The sequence below is a fragment of the Fibrobacter sp. UBA7003 genome (assembly GCA_002449765.1).
Taxonomy (GTDB): domain Bacteria; phylum Fibrobacterota; class Fibrobacteria; order Fibrobacterales; family Fibrobacteraceae; genus Fibrobacter.
In genome coordinates this window covers 177,811-194,335 of sequence record DJXN01000014.1, presented here as the reverse complement: position 1 = coordinate 194,335, position 16,525 = coordinate 177,811, and the positions used below count along the sequence as shown (strand labels likewise).

Here is a 16,525-nt window from a genome sequence, read left to right as displayed (position 1 = left end):
TCACTCTCGGCTTCATCTACGGATAGACTTTCTCCTAATCACATATCGGGCCCCGGCAAACGCCGGGGCTTTTTTGCGCGCCCCTCCCTAGTCTCCTATTGACAAAATATCAATGGAAAACATATCGGAAGCATATAAAAAAGCCTTTTTAGAGGGTAATTTTAGGGTTATAAGGAGTTTCTGTATGGGATGTTTCAAACTTCTGGCTCGCGCAGCCCTCGCTGCTGCTGCTTTTACCGGCATTTCCTTTGCCGTTACGGTCAATAACCCGATTATGTACGTCGATAGCCCGGACCCCTCGATTGTCCGCGTTGACGACGCTTACTACATGGTGACGACGACCATGCACTTTGCGCCTGGCGTGCCCGTCTTCAAGAGCACGGATTTGGCCCAGTGGCGCACGGTGGGCTATGCCTACCAGACGCTCACCAACAACGACCAGCAGAACTTGAATGGCGGCAAGGACGCCTACGGTAAGGGCTCTTGGGCTTCGAGCATCCGTTACCACAAGGGATTTTTTTACGTGTTGACTCCGTCCTACACGACAGGCAAGACGCATTTGTACAAGACCGCCGATGTGGAAAGCGGCCAGTGGAGCGAAGTCCAGCTCCCGTTCTATCACGATCCGTCCCTCTTCTTCGATGACGACGGCACCGTTTGGGTGTTCTACGGCAGTGGCGACCAGATTAGCTACGTGCAGTTGAACGACGACGCAAGCGGTGTAAAGGCCGGCGGCAAGAGCGGCAAGCTCGGCGGTGTTAGCATCAACCAGGTGACCGGCACCAGCAACTACTACGTGCAGCAGGAAGGCTCGCACATGGAAAAGGTGAACGGCGAATACTACCTGTTCACGATTTCCTGGCCGGCGGGCAAGAGCCGTAGCGAAATCGTTTACCGTTCCAAGAGCCTGCTCTCCGGATTTAGCGGAAGGTATTTCCTCTCCGATAACGGTGTTGCGCAGGGTGGCATCTTTGATACTCCCGATGGCAAGTGGTATGCCCTCCTGTTCCGCGATTCCGGCCCGGTCGGCCGTATGTCGCACCTGGTCCCGATGGAATGGAAGGACGGCTGGCCGGTTCCGACCAGCGGAAGCAAGGCTCCCTCCACGATTGACCTGCCGGAATCCCCGCTCCCGGGCTATGGCATGGTCACCAGCGATGATTTTGAATCCAGCGAACTTGCTCTTGAATGGCAGTTCAACCACAATCCCGATAACAAGAACTGGAGTTTGTCTGCAAATCCGGGATTCTACCGCATTACTACGAGCCGCACCGATAGCCGCGTGGTGAATGCGAAGAACACCCTGACCCAGCGTTCCTTTGGCCCCAAGAGTTCTGGCCGTACGCTTGTCGACGGTACCGGCATGAAGGATGGCGATATGGCCGGCCTCGTTGCCCTGCAAGATGACAAGGGCTTTGTGGCGCTTGCTAAAGATGGCGGCAGCTACAAGGTGGTGATGTACACCGGAAACAAGGACGGAGAAAGCTTGAAGGATAGCAAGGCGATTTCGGGTTCCAAGGTTTACCTGCGTATCGATTTCGACCTGCCGATTGACCGCGGTACCGCATACTTCTATTACAGCACCGATGGCAATACCTGGACAAAGATTGGTAGCGACGTGAAACTCAATTACGACCTCCACATGTTCGTGGGCGTGCGTTGGGGCCTCTTCAACTTTGCAACCAAGCAGGCCGGTGGCTATGCGGACTTTGACTGGTTCAAGGTCGGTGTTGACGCGAATGATGAAATCTACCTCGATGGCGCAGGTTCTGAACCTGTCCCGCAGACTCCGTTCTGTGCCGCCGGTGAAAACTGTCCCGCCGTTGCTCTCCCGGGCAAGATCGAAGCCGAAAACTTCGATGTTCCGGGTAAGGGCAAGGATGGTACCTCTTACTATGATGGCGATTCCGAGAACCACGGCGATAGCGATTACCGCAAGGGCACCGGCGTTGACCTCTACGAGAAGGCGACTGGAATTATTGTGGGCTACAACAGCGAAGGTGACTGGCTCGAATACACCGTGAACGTGACGGAAGCGGGCGATTACACCATGTTTGCGGCTGTCGCTGCGGCAGGCAACACCTCGAGCTTCAAACTCTCTCTGGATGGCAAGGACATTACCGAAGAAATTGCGGTGCCTGCGGCAAGTTCCGGCGAAGAAAACTACGATGATTATAACAAGGTGCAGGCCAACGTGACGCTCCCTGCGGGCGAACACGTGCTCCGCTTTACGGTTGTAGGTTCTTGGCTCGATATTGACTACTTCACGTTCGTGAAGGGCAAGGATGCAACGGATCCGGAACCCATTGGAACGGACTTTGCAAAGACAGTCCGCTACAATGTGCAGGGCTCGCAGACCTATCGCGTGTTCAGTCTGAACGGCACGTTCGTTGGCGCGGTTGATGCAGTCAGCACATACGAGGCCCAGTCCAAGGTCCGCGCGATGGTTTCTGAACAGGGTGTTTACCTGATTAAAAACCGAAATGGCCTTACGCGCCGCGTGATGGTAACGAAGTAATTTCTTGAACAAATTGTCAATGCTTTATTTCCCCTGCGGCATCCCGCGGGGGACTGTTCGATATATCTTTAGATATGGTGTAGTATGTCTCTCAAAAAAGGAGAAGAGATGTTTGGAAAAAGATTTATCCCTGCGAAGGCGATTTCTGCTTTTGCATTGATTGCCGCGACTGTTTTCTCGGTTCCGGCGCTTGCAGATAACATAACGGTAGACGGCAAGAGCCGTAGCATGCTTGTGTATGCGCCTTCGGGCATCGAGAAGAACCGCCCGCTCATCATCCAGATGCACGGCATGAACCAGGATGCGCCCTACCAAAAGAACGCTGCGAAGTGGGAATCCATTGCCGATACCGCGCGCTTCGTGGTGGTGTTCCCCAATGGCGAAAACAAGGCCTGGGATATCTCCGGCAACAAGGACCTCAACTTTATCAAGGCCATTATCAACGAGATGTATAGCAAGTACGGTATCGACAAGAACCGCGTGTACGTTTCGGGCTTCTCGATGGGAGGCATGATGAGCTATCACGTGGCAAACAAGATGGGCGACCAGATTGCGGCCATCGCGCCTGTTTCGGGTGGCGGCGGTGTAAACTCGCCCAAGCGCGCCATGCCGATTATGCATACGCACGGTACCACCGACGACGTGGTGAACTACAACAGCACCGTGAATACCCTCAAGGGCTGGGTCAATGCGCAGAAGTGCTCCAGCAATTCGCAAAAGATCAAGCCGTATCCCTCGACTAAGCCGGGTTCTGCCGCATCGCTCGAAATCTGGAGCGGCTGCACCGATGGCGTCGAAGTTCGCCTGCTGACGATTGACGGCAAGGGCCACTGGTATTCCATGGACGAGGCCGTGAGCGTCAATACGAGCGTGGAAATCTGGAACTTCGTGAAGAACTATTCGCTCGATGGCTCAAGCATCACGCCTCCGCCCCCTGCGATTGTGGTGCCCACGAACCGCGACAGCATCTTTAACGGTGGCTTCGATTCCACCTCCGTGGCTTGGGACCTGCAGGTGCACGGTGACGCGCAGGCGACGGGCGAGGTCAAGAGCGGCAAGTACCAACTCGATATTTCTGCCATCGGTACCGAGAATTACCAGGTGCAGCTTATCCAGCACGACCTGCACCTTGAAAAGGGGCAGTGGTACGAAATCAGTTTTGACGCGAGCGCGGGGGCCTCCCGTACGCTCGAGGTGAACGTGGAACAGCACAACGACCCATGGGCATCTTACCTCAAGGAAAAGCAGAACTTTGAACTCGGCACCACCTCGAAGACATTTACGTTCAAGTTCCAGATGACGGCCGCGACCGATACGAACAGCCGCCTGAGCTTCAATGCGGGCGCCGCCACCGGCACGCTTACGCTCGACAACGTGAAAATCGCGAAGACGGAAGCCCCTGCCGATACGGGAACGACCGCCCTGCGCGGGGTGCAGTTTGTGCGCGAACAGCCGGCTGCGTATGCCGTGTTCGACTTGCGCGGCCACAGGCTCGGGACTATCGAAATGCACGATGCGACCGAGGCCGAAACACTCCTACGCGCGGGCTATACGAAGGGAGTCTATCTCCTACGCGGCCTGAAGGGTGAAAAATCGCTCCTGGTGCCCGTTTCCCGCTAAAAAACGCTGAAATCGCTGTCATTCTGGAGACCCCGAAGGGGGCGATAGAATCCATAGCGCGCCATTGACAAATAATCAATGGCGTCTTCCTTTTGAATGTGTATTTTATGCCTTTTGGGGAGTATTTTTAAATCAACAATTCAATTGTGGAGTGATGAAGATGTTTGGTTTAAAGAAATGCTCGCTCGGCGGGGCTTGTGCCCTTGCCTTTTTGGGTATGGCCTCTCAGGCCTTCGCGCATCCGGATAGCCTGGTGCTTACGCCACCGCTGGGGTGGAACAGCTGGAACGTGTTCCACGAAAACATCAACGAGAAGCAGATTCAAGAAATTGCCGATGCGATGGTCAATTCCGGCTTGAAGGACGCTGGCTACATTTACCTGAACCTCGACGACAACTGGATGGATACCAAGCGCGATGCCCAGGGCAACCTCCAGAACAACCCGAAGACTTTCCCGAGCGGCATGAAGGCTATTGCCGATTATGTGCATAGCAAGGGCCTGAAATTTGGTCTTTACGGCGATCGCGGTAAACGCACCTGCCACCATTACAACAGCAACTGGGATAGCCAAAGCGGTTCCAATGGTCACGAAGAACAGGATGCCAAGAAGCTCGCCGAATGGGGTGTGGACTACTGGAAGTACGACAACTGCGATTCCGATCCGAGAACCCAGGAAAAAGATTACACTGCCATGTCCAACGCACTCCGCAATTCCGGACGCGATATTGTGTTCAGCATTTGCATGTGGGAATACAAGGATTGGATGCCCAAGATTGCCAACCTCTGGCGCACCACTTTCGATATCGGTCCCGAATGGATTTCTACCTCCTGGTACCGCGGCGTCTACGAAATCATCGATGCGAACAACAAGTATTGGCAGATTGCAAAGCCCGGCCACTGGAATGACCCGGACATGCTCGAAGTGGGCAACAGGGGCCTCTCTTACGAGGAACAGCGCTCCCAGATGACGATGTGGTCCATCATGGCGGCTCCCATCATGATCAGTTCTGACGTGCGCAACATGAGTAGCGAAACGAAGGACCTGTACCTGAACAAGGACATGATTGCCATCAACCAGGATTCTCTTGGCGTTCAGGGCCATCGCGTCTCCGACAAGAATGGCAAGCAGATTTGGACCAAGCCCTTGAAGAATGGCGACATTGCCGTGGCGCTTCTCAACAACAATACATCTACCCAGACCGTTGAATGCAACTTTGCAGACATTGGCGTAGAAGGTGAAGTGGAAGTCCGCGATGCCTGGAAAAAGAAGGACTTGGGCCCGGTTTCTCACGTTTCTATCGAGCTTCCGGCTCACGGCTCGGCGCTCCTCCGATTGGTTCTCAAACCGGTTCCTCGTAAGCCGTTCAAGGGCGAGGCTCTCGCCATTCCGGGTAAAATCGAAGTGGAAGATTTCGACATTAACGGCGTAGGTCAGGGCAACACCACCTACAACGAAAACGATACCGAAAACCACGGCGATAGCGACTACCGTCCGGGTACCGGCGTGGACCTTTACAAGAAGGCGTCTGGCATCATCGTGGGCTACAACCAGGCGGGCGAATGGCTCGAATACACCGTGAAGGTTGCTAAGACGGGAACTTACACGATGAACGCTTCTGTGGCTTCTGCGAACAACACTTCTAGCTTCAAGCTCTCCATGGACGGCAAGGACATCACTGAAGAAATTGCTGTGCCTGCGGCAACTTCGGGTGAAGAAAACTACGACGAATACAATACGGTCGAAGCCAAGGTGGACTTGACCGAGGGCGAACACATCCTCCGCTTTACCGTTACCGGCGACTGGATGGATATCGACTGGATCAAGTTCAGCGAACCGGGAAGCACCGAACCGGGCACGGATGCAATCCGTCAGGTGATGCCTGCCATTCGTGGTGATGCCTCTGCGCCTCGCCTCGTCAAGAAGGGCAACACGCTCTTCATCGAGAAGAACGGCAATCGCTTCGACCTGACGGGTCACCGCCTCCGCTAAAAAATCTCCTCCTAACCCCCAAATACACCCCGCCAGTAATGGCGGGGCGTTTTTGCTATTACTTGACGATGGAAAAGGTGGACTTTGACGCGAAAAAGAAATATGACAATGCCAAAAGCTCCCGTGATCAATTCGCCAAAAGGGGAAATGACGATGCGGTACAGATGATTGAAGAAGAAATGCAGGCGTATGCCAAGCGGATGCCGCGCGAAAAAGCATTTGTCCGCTGTGTATGGAAAGGAAACTGACCTTATCGGCGAGCAAAAAGAATGATTCCTGTGCCCGAAATGGCTAAAAAAGGGCGTTTTTGACATTTTTTCAAAGGAAATTTCAGTATAGGTGCTCCTGGCGGTGGTGGAGAGATTATTTTATAAATGGGATGAATGTCTTTTCGAGAATGCGCCTATGTTGAACATCAACGAAATCAGTGATTACAGGGACCTGCTCAAGAATTACTATACCCAGCGCAAGCTGGAGATGCCGCTGTATTCCTACAAGATGATGGGTCAGAAGCTGGGGCTTGAGACGAGCCAGATCTTTCGCGTGTTGAACAAGGAACTTCACCTGCCGAACCATAGCATTCCCCTGGCGAAGGACCTGTTGGACCTGAAAGGGCGAAATGCCGAAATTTTTGAGATCCTGGTGGCGGCGGCCAAGGCGAAATCGCAGTCGAAGAAGGAAAAGCTCTATAAGATGGCGCTTTCGCTACAGGATGTGGACTTGCGCAAGTTCAGCGCGAGCGAATACCTGTTCTTGAGCAAGTGGTGGATTCCCGTGGTGCGTGCGCTGATCGAGATGAACGGAGGCCATGCCGAAGTTCCCCGCTTGGTCAAGCAGATTTCTCCCACCGTTTCTGAGGACCAGGTACGCGAGGCCATCGCGGTACTCAAGGACTTGAAACTGATTACGCCCTTGGCCCCGGAACGCTATGCGGCGACAACGGCAAACTTTACATCGGCGGGGTCAGCCACGAAGACCGCGGCCATCCGCAGTTACCAGAACCAGCTCCTGGCGCTCGCCCAGAATGCCCTGATAGCCGTGGAACCTGCAAAGCGGAATATTTCTTCGTTGCTGGTGGGCGTGGACGACGAGTGCTTTGATGACTTGAATGAAATGACCCTCGAATTCAGGCGCCAGGTGCAAAAGAGAGTTGCCGAAGTGAAGGAAGCCAGTCGCGCCATGCAATTCGTGTTCGCCTTTTATCCGGTTGCCGAGATTTCTAAGGAGCCCAGGGGCTCGCAGTCTAAAAAGGTGGGGGTGAAAAGATGAAAAGGCTGCTTTTACTCCTTGCTGTTTTCTTTGCGTTCTGGGCGTGTTCCAATGAAAAGGATATTGCCGGAATCAGTACCGTTGAAACGGAAAACGCCTTCTTGATTCAAGTTGTTCGTGAAGATTCGTTGCCGGCGGCAAACGTGGTGGCGCGTATGCGTTCCGCCGATTTTGTCCGGAGCGTAGATGCGGATTCTGCGAAGGCGGAATTTTTCAATGAATATGTGACGGATTCCTTGGGCTGTATCCGTATCGGTAGCCTTGCGGTCGATGTGGCGACCCTCGAAATTGTGGATAGGGGAGAAGGCCTGTTTAGGAAGATTTCTGCGGAAGATGTGCAGGACGGGGATTCCGTTCGTTTCGTCATGGAAAAGACGGGAAACCTGCGGGGAAAAGTGTATTTGCCCGAAGACGTCGATTACGCATGGGTTCAGGTGTATGGAACGGATCGCCTTGTAAAGACCGATAGCGAGGGCTTCTACGAGATGGATTCGCTTCCGCCATCCGAATACGGCCTGCGCGTCATTGTGGGCGATAGCGTTGTTGAACATTCGGCGAAAGTTGTTGCCGCCGAGGAGATTCGCGCGAATGTCTGCGCGTTTGAACCGGATTCTGTCAAGGTCCTGGACTTCGAATATGCGGATGCGCAGTTTGTTATCAAGGAACTCGGTATCAGCGATGCGGGCTACATGTCCGCTACGGATACGAGCGTGAAGGTAACCCCCGAAGTGGCGACTGTGCCCGAGACTCGCGAGGATATTGCGGAATTTATCGTGGAAGCCGGAGCGGGTCGCGAAGGGAACGCCATCCACTGGGAATCTTCGGCAAAGCACGGCAACTGGTCGTTCTATGGAATCTGGGTTTGCAAGGAGGAATCTCCGTGCGACCTGTCTGCTATTGATTCCATTGTCTTCTATGCCCGTGGAACCGGGGTCATCTCGATTGCCCTTGAAACCTTGGGAAGTTTGAACACAGAAGGAAAAACCTTGGCGTATGACACGCTTGCGACAGACGATGAATGGAAACGGGTCTGCATAAAACCGTCAAATTTTAAACCCCGCGATGACCTATATGGAAATCTCGGTTGGGATGTCATCAGCAAGGCGGTGACAACCATTTCGATTGCCGCCTACGACGATACGGAATTCTGGATAGATGACATAGTGCTTTATGGCGTAAAGCCTAGCGATTTTCGTCCCTGACTTCGTTTTTCCCGGTTTTACACCGGGAATTTTTTTACGCATTTTTGAAATTTTGTCAAAAGAAAAAGGATTGGAGGGGGTGAAATCCATAGGGTATGGATTTAATTTTTGATTGGTTGTCTGGATATAGGGAAAGGATGGTATAAGATGTTTGGTTTCAAGACGAGGCGGCTTGCCTTCATTACATTCGCTGCAATGTGCGGCTTCTTTACACAGGGCTTTTCACAAGACCTGCTTTACCCCGACATGTTCGCTCTGGGCGACGTGCAGCTGCTTGACGGTCCACTCAAGGAACGCCAGGACCTGAATGTGGAAACTCTCCTGAGCTACGATGTCGATAAGCTGATAGCCCCGTTCTACGAAGAGGCGGGAATGAAGCCGAAAGCGTCCAAGTTTTCGAACTGGGCGGGGCTTGACGGGCACGTGCTTGGACATTACTTGAGCGCCCTCGCGATGCACTATGCCGAAAGTGGCGACGAGCAGGTGAAGGAGCGTCTGGAATACATTTTGAGCGAACTCAAGACCATCCAGGACTATAATTCTAGGGATAACGATTTCAAGGGCTACATCAGCGGCGTGCCCAACGGCAAAAAGATGTGGCTCAGCATGAAGGGCGGGAATGCGGGCGCGCAGAACGGCTATTGGGTACCCTGGTACAACATCCACAAGCTCTATGCGGGCCTGCGTGATGCCTACATCTATGCAGGCTACGAACAGGCGAAGACGATGTTCCTGGCGCTTTGCGACTGGGGCCTTACCATTACGGGTGGGCTCAACGACTCCAAGATGGAATCGATGCTCGGTACGGAACACGGCGGCATGGCCGAGGTCTATGCCGACGCCTACGCGCTTACCAAGAATGCGAAGTACTTGAACGAAGCCAAGCGCTGGTCGCACAAGTGGCTTTTGAACGCGATGGCCGCAAATAACGACAACCTCACGAATGTGCATGCGAACACGCAGGTGCCGAAGGTGGTTGGTTTTGCCCGCGTTGCCGAACTCACGGGAGACCAGACTTATGTGAAGGGCTCCGAGTATTTTTGGGACCGCGTCGTGAACAGGCGTAGCATCGCGATTGGCGGCAATAGCATTTCGGAACATTTCCCGGCGCTTGACAACCACAAGAAGTATGTGGAAGAACGCGAAGGACCGGAATCCTGCAATACCTACAACATGCTCAAGTTGACAGAACGCCTGTTCAGCATGGATCACGATGCCAAGCAGGCGGATTTCTACGAACGCGCTCTATTCAATCATATCCTTTCGACTATTCACCCGAAACACGGCGGATACGTTTATTTTACGCCGGCACGTCCGCGCCATTACCGCGTCTACTCGAAGGTGAATGCTGCCATGTGGTGCTGCGTGGGCTCGGGCATGGAAAACCCGGCCAAGTACAGCCAGTTTATTTATACGAAAGACGCGGACAATCTCTACGTGAACTTGTTCTCGGCATCGCTTCTGAACTGGAAAGACAAGAAGGTGACCATCAAGCAGGAAACGGCATTCCCGAAGGGCGAAAGTGCGAAGTTTACCATTACGGGTAGCGGCAGCTTCGACATGAAAATTCGCCATCCGTATTGGGTGAAGGAAGACGCTTTCAAGGTGATTGTGAACGGCGATACCGTGGTCAAGAAATCCGACCCGTCGAGCTATGTGTCTGCGGGCAAATCCTGGAAATCCGGTGACGTAGTCGAGGTGCTGTTCCCGATGTACACGCATGTGGAAGACCTTCCGAATGTCTCTGACTACGTGGCTCTTTTGCATGGTCCGATTGTTCTCTCCGCAAAGACGGGGACGGCGAATCTGAACGGCCTTGTGGCCGATGACGGACGCTGGAGTCATATCGCATCGGGAGCGCTTGAATCTTTAGATCAGGCGCCCATGCTTGCGAGTAAAAAAGAAGACATCCCCTCGAAAGTGGAACCCGTGAAGGGAGAGCCGCTGCACTTCAAGGCGCCCTACCTGTTTGCTGCCAAGAAAGATGCAAACCTATTGCTGGAACCTTTCTACGAAGTGCACGATGCCCGCTATATGATGTACTGGATGGTGCTTACCGACCCCTCTGTTCTGGAGCGTTTGAAAAAGGAACAGGAAGAGGCTTTGGCGCTCGACGAGAAGACGGTCGACAAGGTGGCGCCTGGCGAGCAGCAGCCTGAAGTGGACCACAAGATGAAAATCGAGAATTCTACGTCGGGAACGGCTAACGGCGAGTTCTACCGCGATGCGGGCAAGTGCAGCGGTGGCGACGGCGGCCTGATTAGCTACGAGTTCGAAACCAACAGCGAGGATTCCCTAAGCCTGATGGTGCGCTACTGGGGCAACGAGGGCTGCACCCGCATATTCGATATCAATATCGACGACGAGAAACTCGTGACCGAGACGATTTCGAATCGCTGGAACAAGAACGAGTTCGTGAACGTGACTTACCCGATTCCGGACAATATGGTGAAGGGGAAGAAGATTGTGCGCGTCTCGTTTACGGCTAGTTCCGGCATGGTGGGCGGCATTTACGGCGTGCGACTGCTCCGCAACAAACCGAAGCCCGAACCGGTGTCTATTGCTGCGAAAAAATCTGTCCGCCCCGACCTGAAAGCGCGCGTGATGGGTGGAGAATTGCAGATTGCTTCCGGAACAGCGCTTTCTCAGGGATTTGCTGCAAGGATCTATTCGATGGATGGCCGTCTCGTAAAATCCGAGGCGCTCCCTGCAGGGCAGAGTACCTTCAGTATTGGCATCTCCGACATGAAAAGCGGCATGTATATCCTAAAAATCCAGCGTGACGGCTATAGCTACGCTTCTACGATTTTCCGGAAGGAAAAGTGAGGAAACCTCACTGCTTGATGATTACCTTGCGCAGGGTCGAACCTTCCTGCACGAGGTAGGCGCCGGGGGCTTTCATCGTGCTGATGAGACGGCCCTGTAAGTCGAAAATGAGCGCGGCGCTGCGGCCGGTGCGCAATGCGGGCGAATGGTCTTCGCGGGGCATGGCGATGGAGGCGGCACTTTCCGCGGTGCTGGAGGAACTCATCCCGTATTCGAAAGCACCCAAGTCAGGTGCTTCGCCCACAAACGGGAATCCGAGATCTTCGCCCTTGTCGATGGCGCGGCTCCCCTTCTTGAGTTTCAAGAAGCCCACGTCGGGCAAACTTCCGTCGGCGTTGCGCGGGCCCAAGATTCCCGCGATGGTCGAGAGGTCCTTGCCGGTCACGGTCATGCTCGGGTCGTCAAGACTTTCAAAATCGTCGACCGTCAGGTCGAGTTTCAGGTTCCAGGTGTTGTTCTCGCCGGCGGGGCATTCCACGTAATGGTCGATGTTCTGGCTCGGTATATACTCCCAGCACTCCCCGACTTGAGAATTCTTGTTCGGGAAGGCGATGTTGTTCTTGAGCACGTGCGCGTTGTCGCCGGTGAGGGGTGCCACCTCGGCAATGCGGTTCCCTTCGGAATCGAAGAGCGTCGATGCCATGGCAAATTCGCGGTCCTTGTTCATGTACGACGTGTTGTTGAGCCACTTGCTGCCCACACCGGTGTAATTCGCGTAAAAGCCCGTCGCCTTGTTTTTCCAGGCGGCGCAGAACTTGATGGTATGCCGCCCGCCGCCGAGGGTGCTTTCGCCCATCTTGATGCCGTGCCCGTTGCCGTTCTTCGGGTTACCTAGCCCGTAATCGCTGTAGCCGTTCCCCATGGCGTAGCAGTTCTCCAGCACCACGGGGAATTCCTGGTTGATGAAGTCGAAACCGTCGTCGCTGTTCCACCAGGCGCGGCATCCGATGAACTTCGTGGTATCGCCCTCGCCCGGCTTCTGGTAATGCGCGCCGAAGCCGTCGGCATTTTCGCCATCGCCCTGCCAGCCCAAGGGGTCGTAGTTGTCGTGTGCATCGCAATTCAAGAAGATGTGCCCGCCGCCATCCGGTGCGCCGTCGTTCGCGAAGAATCCGGGGCCCGCATTATGGTGGCTGTCCATATTTTCCAAAAAGATATGCTTGCTCGCATAGAGGAAAACGCCGGAATTGGAATTGTGCTTCATGGGCGTGTTACGGACATCAAAACCCTTCAAGTGCAGATACTTCGCCGAAATCACGATGGGCGACGTGTACATCGCTCCCTCGGGCGTGCCGTCGCTATGGTCCGTGCCTGCGGCCACGGGGAGGTTCGCACCGTCAAAAATCGGACGCTCGCCCGGGTAGGCCAGGTAATGGATGCGTTTATCGTCGCTCTCGCCACTTGCAGTAAGGACGATTGCCGCGGTCATCCTGTACCGCTCGAAAAAGACCGTATCGCGCAGGTCATAGATGCCACCGCGAATCCACACGGTATCGCCCGCGTGCACCACCTTGTTCGCCTTGTTGAGCGTCGCGAAGGGTTTGTCCTTTGTGCCCGCCGCACTGTCGCTTCCGTCGGTCGCCACATAATACACGGCACCGAACGCCTGAGCCGCCGCGAATGCGAGCGCGAATGCAAATGCGTAACTGTTCACTTTTTTCGAGCGCATGTTTCGCTTCCTTTTTTTGAGTCCGCCTGAACTCCGATGCGAATCCCTATGCATCTAAATATATACTATTCTACGGGCGTCTTCTGCTCTTTGCGATATGTCCGGTTAAAAATCGGAAAAATTTATCGCAACGGGTGTTGTCCTGCTTGTTTCGGCGTATCGTAATGACGATGTCTCGCTTGAATTCTGCATCGGTTATCCGGAGCAGGCGAATGCGGCGGTTGTTTACGTGCCCCCACGAGAACTCTGGCCAGAATCCCACGCCGATTCCGCCTGCGATTGCGTCTTTTACGGCAAGCGCATTGTCGCTTTCGAAAATGATGTGTGTCTTGAATCCGACGCGTTCGCAGTATTCGTTGCAGATATTTCGTAGTTGCTTTGAACCATAGAGCCCGATGAAGTTTGTCCCGGAGAGTTCACGCAGCGAGATGCTGTCGCGCTTGCGGTATTCGGCCGTGTTGGGGACGGCGAGGTATATTTTTTCGGTGCAGATGAAATTTTCCTCGTTTTGGTTTGCTTCTTTCGTGATGGCGGGGGCTTTTGCGTAGGTGCGTACGCAGATATCGTATAGGGTTGTCTCTTCGTTCTGCACGAGATTGAATCTCAGGTCGGGATTGCTTTTTTTGTAGAGGATCACGGCGTTGGTAACGAGTGTCGAAGCGGCGAGGACATTTAGATTTATGGTGAGGGCGTCTTCGTTCGCCAATGCGCGGAGCTGTGCGGGAAGCGCCTCGATGTCGTCGTAGAGGGGCTTGACTTTCCGGTAAAAGTATTCCCCTGCTTCGGTGAGCTTGATGTTTCTTCCTTGCGTCCTGAAAAGTTTCACGCCGATTTCGTCTTCGAGTTTGTGAAGGGCGTGGGTGAGTGCCGGTTGCACGATGCATAGTGTCTTTGCGCTCTGCGTCACGTGTTCGGTGCGTGCGACTTCCAGAAAGTAGCGGATGTGCGTAAGTTCCATAATTCGGTCCTTTGGAGGTCTTCTTGTCGATTCATCAAAAAATTTGATGAATTAAATATAAATAATCTATTAGACAATATGAATTGTCTATTCTAATTTTGAGCCCGAAAACAATAAAACCCGCCTTCGGGCGGTAACATCCGCCTCCATGCGGTAACAACATAAGGAGTTGTATCATGAAAAAACTGATTGCCGTCACAGCCATTGCATGCATCGCTATCGCCATGAGCGCCTGCCAGGACAATCGAGATTGCACCTATAGCGCAGACAGGCACACCCTCGCATGCCCCGAAAAGACCTATGCCACTATTGACAGGGGAGGAAAGACCTGGATGGCAGAAAACCTAGATGTCTATAGCCCAGACTCCAGCGTCTGCTACGACAACAATCACGACAACTGCGTGTCCATGGGCCGCCTTTACACCTGGAAGGCGGCTTCGGGGTCTGTATGCCCTGTTGGCTGGCGACTGCCGACTCAGCAGGAGTTCAAGGATGGATTTGGCGATGCGTCTGTGGATGATCTCAAGAAGGCGGATGTTTTCAACATGCAGTTCGCGGGCTTCGAATACTATGATGGCAAGTTCGCCGACAAGGACGCAAGTGCTAGCTTCTGGACGGCCGAAGCCTATGATGATTCCAGGGCATACATGGTGCGTGCTACCGATTCGGGTGTCGCCTACGAGCACTTCAACAAGAACATCTTTGCTTCTGTCCGCTGCGTAAAAAACTAATCTTCGCATAACAAACCATCAACCGCGAGTTCCCAATGACCTGGTTAATAGACCTATTTACAAAGCCTTCGGTAGGGCAGCAAGTTGTAGTAATCGCGTTTACCGCCGCTATCGGCCTCATGGTCGGAAAAATCAAGGTCAAGGGAATTAGCCTTGGCGGTGCGGGGGCGCTCTTTGTCGGTATCCTCCTCGGGCATCTCGGGCTCCGCGTAGAAGGAAACGTGCTCCATTTCATTCAGGAATTCGGCCTGATCCTGTTCGTCTACACCATCGGCATGCAGGTGGGGCCCGGGTTCATGGATTCCATCCGACGTCATGGTCTCGTGCTGAACGTGCTTTCGGTCGGAATTGTGCTGCTCGGCGTGCTTGTGACTCTTTGCCTCTACTTCTTTACCGGCATGCATGACAACGTCCCTGTGCTTATCGGGATGCTCTGCGGTGCCGTGACGAATACGCCGTCGCTCGGTGCTGCGAATTCTGCATTTGCTGCGGCCGGGGTGGATACCTCTCTTACGGGAATTGGTTACGCGGTTGCCTATCCCTTTGGCGTCATCGGCATCATCTTGGTGATGATTCTGATGCGCGTCATTTTCAGGCAGGACCCGAACAAGGCTGCCGAACGCTATACCGCCGATATCGCCGCGAATAGCAAGGAAATAGTATCGTGCAGCCTCACAGTCGATAACCAGAATTTGTTCGGAATACAGCTGAAGGAAATTCCGGACTTGATTTCGAGCGGCGTCGTGGTGACGCGCTTGCTGCGAGGCGAGAATATCTTTACCCCGAACGGGAAAACGGTGATAGAGCGTGGCGACAAGATGCATATTGTGGGAATGCCGGAAGCGGTCGCTGCCATGGAAAAGATTATCGGCCGGCGCCTTGAAACTCCCATCACCAAGTTCGCATCGGATCCGGCAAAACCGATTCAGGTGAAGACGATTCTCGTGACGAACAAGAAGGTTCTCGGGCGTACTATCGGTTCGCTTGCTCTTGCCGAACGCTACGGCGTGAATGTGAGCCGTGTGACCCGCGGGGGTATCAAATTTACGGGTCGCCTCGACTTGCGCATCAAGTTTGCAGATAAGTTAATGATTGTCGGTTCCGCCGAAGGTATCGAGGCTGTTGCGAAGGAACTGGGCAATTCTCTCACGGCGCTGGACCATCCCGAAATTTTACCGGCGTTCCTTGGAATATTCCTTGGCGTCATTGTCGGGAGCATCCCGCTTGCGATTCCGGGAATGCCTACGCCATTGAAACTCGGCCTTGCGGGTGGTCCGCTTGTTGTTGCAATCCTCCTGAGCCGCAAACGCAAGATTGGTCCCCTGAATTTCTTCATGGCGAACAGCGCGAACCTCATGCTCCGCGAATTTGGCCTGACTTTGTTCCTCAGCTGCGTGGGTCTCAATGCGGGTATCCGGTTCTTCGATGTGCTGTTGAACGGTGATGGCCTCTATTACATGGGGCTTGCTGCCCTTATCACGTTCCTTCCGCTCGCGGTAATGGCGTGCGTCGGGCATCTTGTGTTCAAGGTGAACTACCTTTCGCTCTGCGGTGTGCTTGCTGGAGCCACGACCGACCCCCCGGCACTTGCTTTCGCGAACAGCCAGGCGGACAGCGAGGCTGTAAATATCGGCTATGCGTCCGTCTATCCGTTGACCATGCTGTTGCGCATTCTAAGCGGTCAGGTGCTTGCGATTCTGCTCCTCGCCGCTTGATAAGACCTTATTTCGACCCGTTTCGCA

11 protein-coding genes are annotated in these 16,525 nt (G+C 53.9%); 9 read left to right on the top strand and 2 right to left on the bottom strand.

Annotated elements, in window-relative coordinates:
- Positions 1–184: 184 nt before the first annotated feature.
- The 7 genes from B2952_RS11650 to B2952_RS11620 all read left to right on the top strand — a co-directional run bounded on the left by B2952_RS11650 (position 185) and on the right by B2952_RS11620 (position 11,425).
- Complete coding sequence (locus B2952_RS11650) at positions 185–2,518, top strand: family 43 glycosylhydrolase (protein ID WP_290728420.1); 2,334 nt, start codon at positions 185–187, stop codon at positions 2,516–2,518.
- Positions 2,519–2,626: 108 nt separating this feature from the next.
- Positions 2,627–4,138, top strand: a complete 1,512-nt coding sequence (locus B2952_RS11645; RefSeq protein ID WP_290728422.1) for a carbohydrate binding domain-containing protein — start codon at positions 2,627–2,629, stop codon at positions 4,136–4,138.
- 154 nt (positions 4,139–4,292) lie between these two features.
- Positions 4,293–6,128, top strand: a complete 1,836-nt coding sequence (locus tag B2952_RS11640) for a carbohydrate-binding protein (RefSeq protein ID WP_349679637.1) — start codon at positions 4,293–4,295, stop codon at positions 6,126–6,128.
- A gap of 68 nt (positions 6,129–6,196) precedes the next feature.
- Entirely contained in the window at positions 6,197–6,376 is a 180-nt protein-coding gene (locus tag B2952_RS11635; protein WP_173365212.1) for a hypothetical protein, read from the top strand.
- Positions 6,377–6,533: 157 nt separating this feature from the next.
- Positions 6,534–7,397 (top strand): DUF4423 domain-containing protein, encoded by an 864-nt coding sequence (locus B2952_RS11630; protein WP_173382563.1) that lies wholly within the window; start codon positions 6,534–6,536, stop codon positions 7,395–7,397.
- The gene (locus tag B2952_RS11625) at positions 7,394–8,599 is read left to right on the top strand and encodes a hypothetical protein (RefSeq protein WP_290726194.1); all 1,206 of its coding nucleotides are present in this window, start codon (positions 7,394–7,396) and stop codon (positions 8,597–8,599) included. The genes B2952_RS11630 and B2952_RS11625 overlap by 4 nt, the downstream gene beginning before the upstream one ends.
- Before the next feature lie 147 nt (positions 8,600–8,746).
- Positions 8,747–11,425, top strand: coding sequence for a beta-L-arabinofuranosidase domain-containing protein (locus B2952_RS11620; RefSeq protein ID WP_290728424.1), 2,679 nt, complete (start codon positions 8,747–8,749; stop codon positions 11,423–11,425).
- A gap of 7 nt (positions 11,426–11,432) precedes the next feature.
- Here B2952_RS11620 and B2952_RS11615 read toward each other — a convergent pair whose 3' ends face one another.
- Both B2952_RS11615 and B2952_RS11610 read right to left on the bottom strand, forming a co-directional pair.
- Positions 11,433–13,094, bottom strand: a complete 1,662-nt coding sequence (locus tag B2952_RS11615) for a right-handed parallel beta-helix repeat-containing protein (RefSeq protein ID WP_290728426.1) — start codon at positions 13,092–13,094, stop codon at positions 11,433–11,435.
- Positions 13,095–13,164: 70 nt separating this feature from the next.
- A complete protein-coding gene (locus tag B2952_RS11610; protein WP_290728428.1) occupies positions 13,165–14,052 on the bottom strand; it encodes a LysR family transcriptional regulator in 888 nt (295 codons plus the stop codon).
- 176 nt (positions 14,053–14,228) lie between these two features.
- On the opposite strand from B2952_RS11610, the gene B2952_RS11605 reads away from it, so the two are divergent.
- Both B2952_RS11605 and B2952_RS11600 read left to right on the top strand, forming a co-directional pair.
- On the top strand, positions 14,229–14,783 hold the full coding sequence (locus B2952_RS11605) for an FISUMP domain-containing protein (protein ID WP_290728429.1): 555 nt from the start codon (positions 14,229–14,231) through the stop codon (positions 14,781–14,783).
- A 35-nt stretch (positions 14,784–14,818) separates the two neighbouring features.
- Positions 14,819–16,498 (top strand): putative transporter, encoded by a 1,680-nt coding sequence (locus B2952_RS11600; RefSeq protein ID WP_173365205.1) that lies wholly within the window; start codon positions 14,819–14,821, stop codon positions 16,496–16,498.
- Positions 16,499–16,525 lie beyond the last annotated feature (27 nt).